This window comes from Brevibacterium sp., from assembly GCF_022712115.1.
Classification (GTDB): Bacteria; Actinomycetota; Actinomycetes; order Actinomycetales; family Brevibacteriaceae; genus Brevibacterium; species Brevibacterium salitolerans.
Window position 1 is genome coordinate 1 of sequence record NZ_JALAHB010000035.1, and the last position, 6,915, is coordinate 6,915.

At 70.3% G+C, this 6,915-nt stretch carries 6 protein-coding genes; 5 read left to right on the forward strand and 1 reads right to left on the reverse strand.

What is annotated here, in order from left to right; all coding sequences use genetic code 11:
- Positions 1-70: 70 nt before the first annotated feature.
- The 5 genes from pdxH to Q0A33_RS01705 all read left to right on the forward strand — a co-directional run bounded on the left by pdxH (position 71) and on the right by Q0A33_RS01705 (position 5,267).
- Positions 71-769 (forward strand): pyridoxamine 5'-phosphate oxidase, encoded by a 699-nt coding sequence (gene pdxH, locus Q0A33_RS01685; RefSeq protein WP_291792168.1) that lies wholly within the window; start codon positions 71-73, stop codon positions 767-769.
- A 190-nt stretch (positions 770-959) separates the two neighbouring features.
- A complete protein-coding gene (locus tag Q0A33_RS01690) occupies positions 960-1,643 on the forward strand; it encodes a metal-dependent transcriptional regulator (protein ID WP_291792170.1) in 684 nt (227 codons plus the stop codon).
- 574 nt (positions 1,644-2,217) lie between these two features.
- A complete protein-coding gene (locus Q0A33_RS01695; RefSeq protein WP_291792172.1) occupies positions 2,218-3,042 on the forward strand; it encodes a C40 family peptidase in 825 nt (274 codons plus the stop codon).
- A gap of 503 nt (positions 3,043-3,545) precedes the next feature.
- Positions 3,546-4,049: an HNH endonuclease gene (locus tag Q0A33_RS01700; RefSeq protein WP_291792175.1), complete on the forward strand. Its 504-nt coding sequence runs from the start codon at positions 3,546-3,548 to the stop codon at positions 4,047-4,049.
- A 219-nt stretch (positions 4,050-4,268) separates the two neighbouring features.
- Positions 4,269-5,267, forward strand: a complete 999-nt coding sequence (locus tag Q0A33_RS01705; protein WP_291792177.1) for a universal stress protein — start codon at positions 4,269-4,271, stop codon at positions 5,265-5,267.
- A gap of 127 nt (positions 5,268-5,394) precedes the next feature.
- Here the strand turns inward: Q0A33_RS01705 and Q0A33_RS01710 are convergent.
- A partial coding sequence (locus tag Q0A33_RS01710) for a choline/carnitine O-acyltransferase (RefSeq protein WP_291792180.1) occupies positions 5,395-6,915 on the reverse strand: 1,521 nt, incomplete at its 5' end.

Genomic DNA, 6,915 nt, shown 5'->3' on the forward strand with positions numbered 1-6,915 from the left:
GAGGGCACGGCTGCGGCCTCGGCGGCGGACCCTTGATCCCCGCGCCGGGAGCCCGGAGTACGGTGTGCGCATGAGCGATGACACGGCACAGGCACCGGCGGACGCGCAGGAGGCGCTCGCCCGGCTCGCACGCCAGCGGGTCGAGTACGACGACGCGGATCTGGCGCTGCCCGGCGACTCACCCGCCCAGGTGTTCTCCGAGTGGTACGCCGAGGCCGGCCGGGCACTCACGGAGCCCAACGCCATGGTGGTGGCGACCGCGGACGACGCGGGCCCCGCCGCCAGGATCGTCCTCCTCAAGGAGTTCGACGCGGACGGCTTCGTCTTCTACACCAACTACCTCTCCGCCAAGGGCCGGCAGATCGAGGCCCATCCGCTGGTGGCCCTCGTCTTCCCCTGGCACGAGATGCAGCGGCAGGTGCGCGTGCGCGGAGTTGTGGAGAAGGTCTCGCCGGAGCAGTCGGACGCCTACTTCGCGCTGCGCCCCCGCGGTTCGCAGCTGGGAGCCATCGTCTCCGAGCAGTCCCGGCCCATCGCCTCGCGCGCAGAGTTCGAGGAGAGGTCCGCGGCACTCGAGGCCGAGGTCGCGGACCGCGAGCCCACCCGGCCGCCGCACTGGGGCGGGTACCGGGTGCGGCCCTACGAGATCGAGTTCTGGCAGGGACGGCGCAACCGTATGCACGACAGGTTCCTCCTCACCAGCCGTGACGGTGCTCCCGCGCCACTGGACGATCCCGAGCGCTGGTCGCAGGTCCGCCTGCAGCCGTGACCTGTCGCGGCCTCGGCGAGCCGGTGCGTGACCGGCAGGTGACGGGCCCGTCCGATGTGCCGTCCGAAGTACCGGAGGCGAGGCCTCCGCGCCTACAATGGACACTCAGCCTGGAAGCGGCCTGCAGCCGCTGCGCAGGCACGGTCCATAGAAGCGGCGCGCCCGGGACGGCGAGGAGAGAGCTGAAGACGTGAACGATCTCATCGACACCACAGAGATGTACCTCAAGGCGATCGTTGAGCTCGAGGAGCAGGGCATCATCCCGCTGCGTGCGCGGATCGCGGAACGGCTCGACCACTCCGGTCCCACGGTTTCGCAGACAGTGGCGCGCATGGAGCGGGACGGCCTCGTCATCGTGGATGAGGATCGTCACCTGGAGCTCACCCCCGAGGGCCGCAGGATCGCCACGCACGTCATGCGCAAGCACCGGCTGGCGGAGCGGCTCCTCAGCGACGTGATCGGCCTCGACTGGGAGCTCGTCCACGACGAGGCGTGCCGGTGGGAACACGTCATGAGCGAGCAGGTGGAGACGCGGCTGCTCACGATCCTCCCGGAGCACAGCACGGACCCCTACGGCAACCCCATCCCCGGGCTCTCCGAGCTGGGTGCCCCGGAGGCCGCCACCTACCCGGCGCTGTCCGTGGTGCGCGCGGTCAAGCAGGGGAGGACCTCCGGCCTCAGGGTCGCCTGGATCGCGGAGCCGCTGCAGGTGGAGAACGACGTCCTGCGTCAGCTCAAGCAGACCGGCATCGTCCCGGGGGCGACCGTCACCGCGGAGAGCGACGGCGACTACATCACGCTCCGGGCCGAGGGGGCCGAGGAGGTCCTCGACCTGCCCACGGAATCCGCTGCCTTCGTCTTCGTGAAGGCCTGAGCTCCGCAGCCGGGACCTCTGCTTCGCGGCTGAGGCTTCGTCTTGTGGTTGCGGCGCTGCTCCGTGGTTGAGGCGCTGCTTCGCTGCTGAGATGCCGACGGCCCGCTCCCGCCGAGTGCGCGGGGCGGGCCTCGTCACGTCCACGACACCCATCCCACGCCTCGCGCACCTGCCGCGCTCGTGCGCGTGCCCAGGCCCGCATCGTCCGCGCTGCGCGTCCGAGTCCTTCCGGTAACGGGTGCAGTCCTGTGGATCACATCACTTGATATCGAAATGTATAGCCGTGATCAACGCCGTGACCTGGTGTTACGCCTGAGATTGCGGCGGCCGGATCACGTTCTGTAACCGCGGTCGTGATGTAAACGTGACATGGCGTTGCAGATCGTTTACAGTTGTCGAGTCGCCCTCACCTGGGGGCGGTCCGAGCAGGGTTCCGCACGCCGCGCCCAGCATCATCGGACATGTGGACCTGAGCGGCGGCGAGGCACCGGGAGTACCGGAAGCGCAGTCCTCCAGGCAGGGCAGGGCATCTCCAGCTCGGCGCAGAGGCCTCGTAGGAATTGGAGAGGACATCGTGGAACTTCGTCAGCATGGTCGCCGCGCGGCCGATACCCGCGTGAAGACCCCGCTCACCGAGCTCACCGAATCGCTCAGCGCCAACTACGGCGTCGTGGGCCGCCGCGCCGCCGTCGTCGCAGCCGCCGGCGGACTGGTCGTCACGGCCACCCTCCCGGCGATGGGCGCGGACGACGAGGGCACTGCCGCCGTCGCCGCCGAATCGGAGGCGCAGGCACAGACCGCGCCTGAGTTCGTCAACCAGGCCAAGACCGTCGTGCCCCAGGCCGACGAGGACGATTCCGACCTGGTCGGTGCGGTCTCCGTCGAGAACGTCACCGCCACCGCCGCTCCGGAGCCCGCCCCCGAGCCGGAGCCCGCAGCCTCCAGCGAATCCTCCGACGACTCGTCCAGCTCGGACAGCAGCTCCTCCGAGGGTTCCGGTTCCAGCTCCTCCAGCGGCGACGAGAAGTCCAAGGGCGGCGACGTCGCTCTTCCGGACGGCTCCAAGGCCGAGCAGGTCATCGCCATCGCCAAGCAGTACACCGGCGTTCCCTACGTGAGCGGCGGCACGACCCCCAGCGGCTGGGACTGCTCCGGCTTCACCTCGTTCGTCTACAACAAGGTGGGCGTGAACCTGCCCCGCACCTCCGGTGCGCAGAAGAGCGCAGGCCGCGTGGTCTCCGCTTCCGAGGCCAAGCCCGGCGATCTCGTCTGGCACCCCGGCCACGTGGGCATCTACGCGGGCAACGGCATGATGTACGACGCGGGCTCGCCCAGCTCCGGCACCTCCTACCGCAGCCACTCGTGGATGGGCAGCGTCACCTACATTCGCGTTCTCTGATCCTGCTTCAGTGATCTCCGCGCTCCGCTGAGCGCCGCTCACCCCCGTGCGACCCAAAGGTCCGGTCGCACGGGGGTGAGCTGTCTCTGTCCGCGGGCGCGCGCCTCGGGCATGGGGTGGTCCGGGCGGTGAATGCGCGGGTGATCCGGGTGAACCCGGGCCGACCGGCAGCTGTGAGTCCGGCGTGATCCCCGGAATCCCTTCCCCGCCGCGGTCTCACCGCCTAATGTTGATGGGGTGAGTTCAGCAGGTGCCGTATGCATATCCGGGGCCGTGGCCGCGCGCAGTCAGATCGCTGCCCGTCGCCGCGGAGTCCCCGGCTGTCGTGCTGTTGCCGTGCGGGGACGCGCCTTCCCCACTCCCCTCACCCCTGCTGACTCGATATCCCCTGCGGATTCGATACGCCCTGCGAGTGCCGTGGTGTGCTCGAGACGGCGTCGCGCTCTGTGCGCGGCGCCGTCTTCTGCATTCAGCGGCGGGCTCCGGGGGACAGGAGGTGGGTCGTGAAGACCCTTGTGCTCAATGCCGGCTACGAGCCGATGTCCGTGGTGTCGTTCAAGCGCGCCGTCGTCCTGGTGCTGGCGGGCAAGGCCAGCGTGCTGAGCGCAGACGCGCAGCAGCCGGTGCGCAGCGAGCGGCTGGAGCTGGATCGCCCCACGGTCATCATCCTCACGCGGTACGTGAAGCCTCCTGAAACGCGGACGGTCTCCCTGTCGAGGCGCGGCGTGCTGCGCCGGGATGCGCACCGCTGCGCGTACTGCGGCAGGAGTGCGGAGACCGTGGACCATGTCATGCCGCGCTCGCGGGGCGGTCAGAACACCTGGACCAATCTGGTGGCCTGCTGCCGGACCTGCAACTCGCTGAAGGGCGACCGGACGCCGGAGGAGATGGGCTGGCGGCTGCTCATCGACCCCAAGCCTCCGCGTACGGGCCGCTTCTGGCTGCGGGAGATCGAGGATCCGGCCGACGGCTGGGCGCCGTTCCTCGCGCTCGGTCAGGCCGCCTGAGAGACGGCGGCCGCTCTGCGGCGTGGCGGCCGGCGTAACGGCTCCTGCAAGCCCTCCTCAGAGTGTCACAGGCGCGTGATTCATGCGCGTCCGTCCGGATGCCGAAGCGCCGCGAATCGTCATGCGTCGCAGCGGGTGAGGGTGCCGCGGGAGCGGTAGTGTGTGTTCTGCAACACAGCCCCGCCGCGTAGGGTGCGCGGCAGACTCTGAGGAGGGGACATGACGGACAGGTTCGACTCGAGCGTCGAAGACCCGCAGGCCATCGTCGTCGGCGTGGACGGCTCCAACGCGAGCCGCAATGCGCTCCGCTTCGCGATCGCGGAGGCGAAGTCGCTGGGACGGTCCATCCGTCTGGTGGGCGCCTATACGGTCCCCAGCGTGGCCGCGGCCACCATCGACGTCTCCTATGTGCCCATCGACGACTCCGCCGTGCGCGCCGCCGTCACCGCGACGCTCAAGGAGGCCGCGGCAGAGGTGAAGGCCGCCGGCGTCGCCGTCGAGGCCGTCATCGAGATCGGTGACGCCGCGGGCGTCCTCGTGGAGGAGTCCAAGGAGGCGAGCCTCGCGGTGGTGGGCTCGCGCGGCAAGGGCGGATTCGCCGGCCGGCTGCTGGGAACCGTGTCCTCCGCGCTTCCCGCGCACTCCGCCTGCCCCACCGTGGTGGTGCCGGTGAATTGGAGCCTGGAGGCCGAGCGCACCCCCGGCCCCAGTTCCTCGCGCCCCGTCTGGAGCAGCGTGGACGGCAAGATCGAGCAGGACGGTGAGGGCGAGACGGTCCCCGGCATCGACTACTCCGGCCAGGTCGTGGTGGGCGTGGACGCGCTGGGCAAGGAGTCCCCGGCACTGTGGTCGGCCGCTGAGCTGGCCGCCCGCCGGGGAAGCCCGCTGCACATCCAGGCGGTCATCACCACCACCGTGATCGGTCCGGAGTGGATTCCGTCCACCGGTGACCTCGAGCGGCTGATCGCGGAGGGCACGGACAAGCTGGAGGCTGCTCGCGCGGCGGTGCGTGAGAAGCACCCGGAGCTGGACGTGCGGTGGACGCTGTTCGACGGACAGCCGGCCGAGGTGCTGGTCCGGGCCTCGGACACCTGCGACATCCTGGTGATCGGCTCCCGCGGACGCGGCGGCTTCGCCGGGCTCCTGCTGGGCTCGACCTCGCAGTCCGTCCTGCCGTACTCCGCAGCGCCCACGATGGTGGTGCGCGTCAAGCGCTGAGTGACCGACGGGAGCGGCCGCGGCCACGCTTCCCGTCTGCGGATTCGCCGCGGTCGCTGGCTCTGGGAGGCCGATCAGCAGACGGGAACGCGCACCGCTCGCGTTCCCGTCTGCTTTCCGCTGTGCGTCAGCCGTCTGTGCACAGAGTGCGCAGGAAGTCCCTCAGCAGGGCGGCCGCCCGGGGGATGTTCGTCAGGAAGGCGTCAGGGGCCTCGGCGGACCCTGCATGCCAGCTCACGCAGAACTCGTAGTCCTGTGCGCGCTGGGTGTAGGCGATCCCGAACCCGTCCTCCACGGTGGGGGCGAAGGCGTACCGGACCACCTGTGCGGGAGTGCCCAGTGAGGTGGTGGACAGGAAGTCGGTGCGCATCCGAGCAAGGGCGAATGAGGTGAGGAAGGGGTCGACGGTGCCGCCCTGTCGAGCGGCCATCATGCGCAGCCCGGCGAGGTGCCGGTCGAACCCGTTCCCGGACTTGCAGGCCTTGACCCATGCACGATGGGCGTCCAGCGCCGCCTCCAGGTCCTCGAGGCGTGCCTGGGAATCGCACAGGCGGCGGGCGAACGTGACGGCCTCAGGGGTGACGGGCCGCAGGCACTCGGTGCGCCCGTCCTGGAACGCCCGCATGTCCACGGATTCGTAGACTCCGCGCACGCGGCCGTAGGTCAGCACCTGGGCCGAGGCCATGATGAGCTGCTGCAGCGCATCGGAGCTGTAGGGGCGGGCCTGTTCGTCGGCCGCGGGCCGCGGCACGCGCACCACCGCCACCCGCAGATCCTCCGCCCGCTGCCCGAGGTCGGTCAGGGCAGCCGTGAGTGCGGCCTGGAGTCCTGCAGTGAGGTTCCACCGGAGCTCCGCCGGCGTGTTCGAGCGTGCCGGGATCTCTGCAACCGCACGAGCGTCCGGATTCGCCGGGAGGTCCGGGGCTGTTGCGGCGTTCGGGTCTGTCGCGGCGTTCGGACTCGCCTGGAGGTTCGGCGGGGGAGTGCCGGGAGACGCCGGAGTGGATGCCTCGGGCACCTGAGCCGCGGCATGCTCCTGCATGCGGGTGACGGCGTCGACCAGACTGCCGCCGTCCACGACGGTGTGTTCCACATTCACGATGACGGTCCCGGCGTGGAGGTCCATCAGGTAGCTCAGGGGCTTGCGGACCCATGCGGCCCGCCGGTCCGTGAGAGCGGAACGCAGGGCGTCTGCAGCCGCCGTCTCGTCTGCCGCTGCCGTCGCGTCTGTCGTTGTCGGGGCGGACGCAGTTGCCGTGTCGTCTGCCGTTGTCGTCCTGTCTGCCGTTGCCGGGGCGGATGCCTGGTGGGCGGGTGCGTGCCCGGAGCCGCGCGAACCGGGATCGTCACGGCCGCTGGTGTCGCCGGTGCTGCCGAGGTCGCGGACGTCCTCGGGGTCGCGGTCGTCACCGAGGTCGCAAGCGTCCCTGGCCTCGTGGTCCTCACTGGCCTCACCGGCCTCACTGGCCTCGTGGTCCCCACTGGCCTCGTGGTCCTCACGGTGGCCGCGGTCCTCGCCGGTGAGTGCGACGGTGAAGAGGAAGTCGCGCAGCCGGTGGTACACTGCGGCATTGCTGCCGTCTGTGAGCATCTCGTCGAGGATCGCGGCGAGCGTGTCGCTGCCCAGGTGGGAGGCCTCGGCGAAACC

Excerpts from the sequence above, each read along its gene's own strand:
- pdxH (WP_291792168.1), top strand. The coding sequence starts at position 71 with ATGAGCGATGACACGGCACAGGCACCGGCGGACGCGCAGGAGGCGCTC.
- Q0A33_RS01705 (WP_291792177.1), top strand. The coding sequence starts at position 4,269 with ATGACGGACAGGTTCGACTCGAGCGTCGAAGACCCGCAGGCCATCGTC.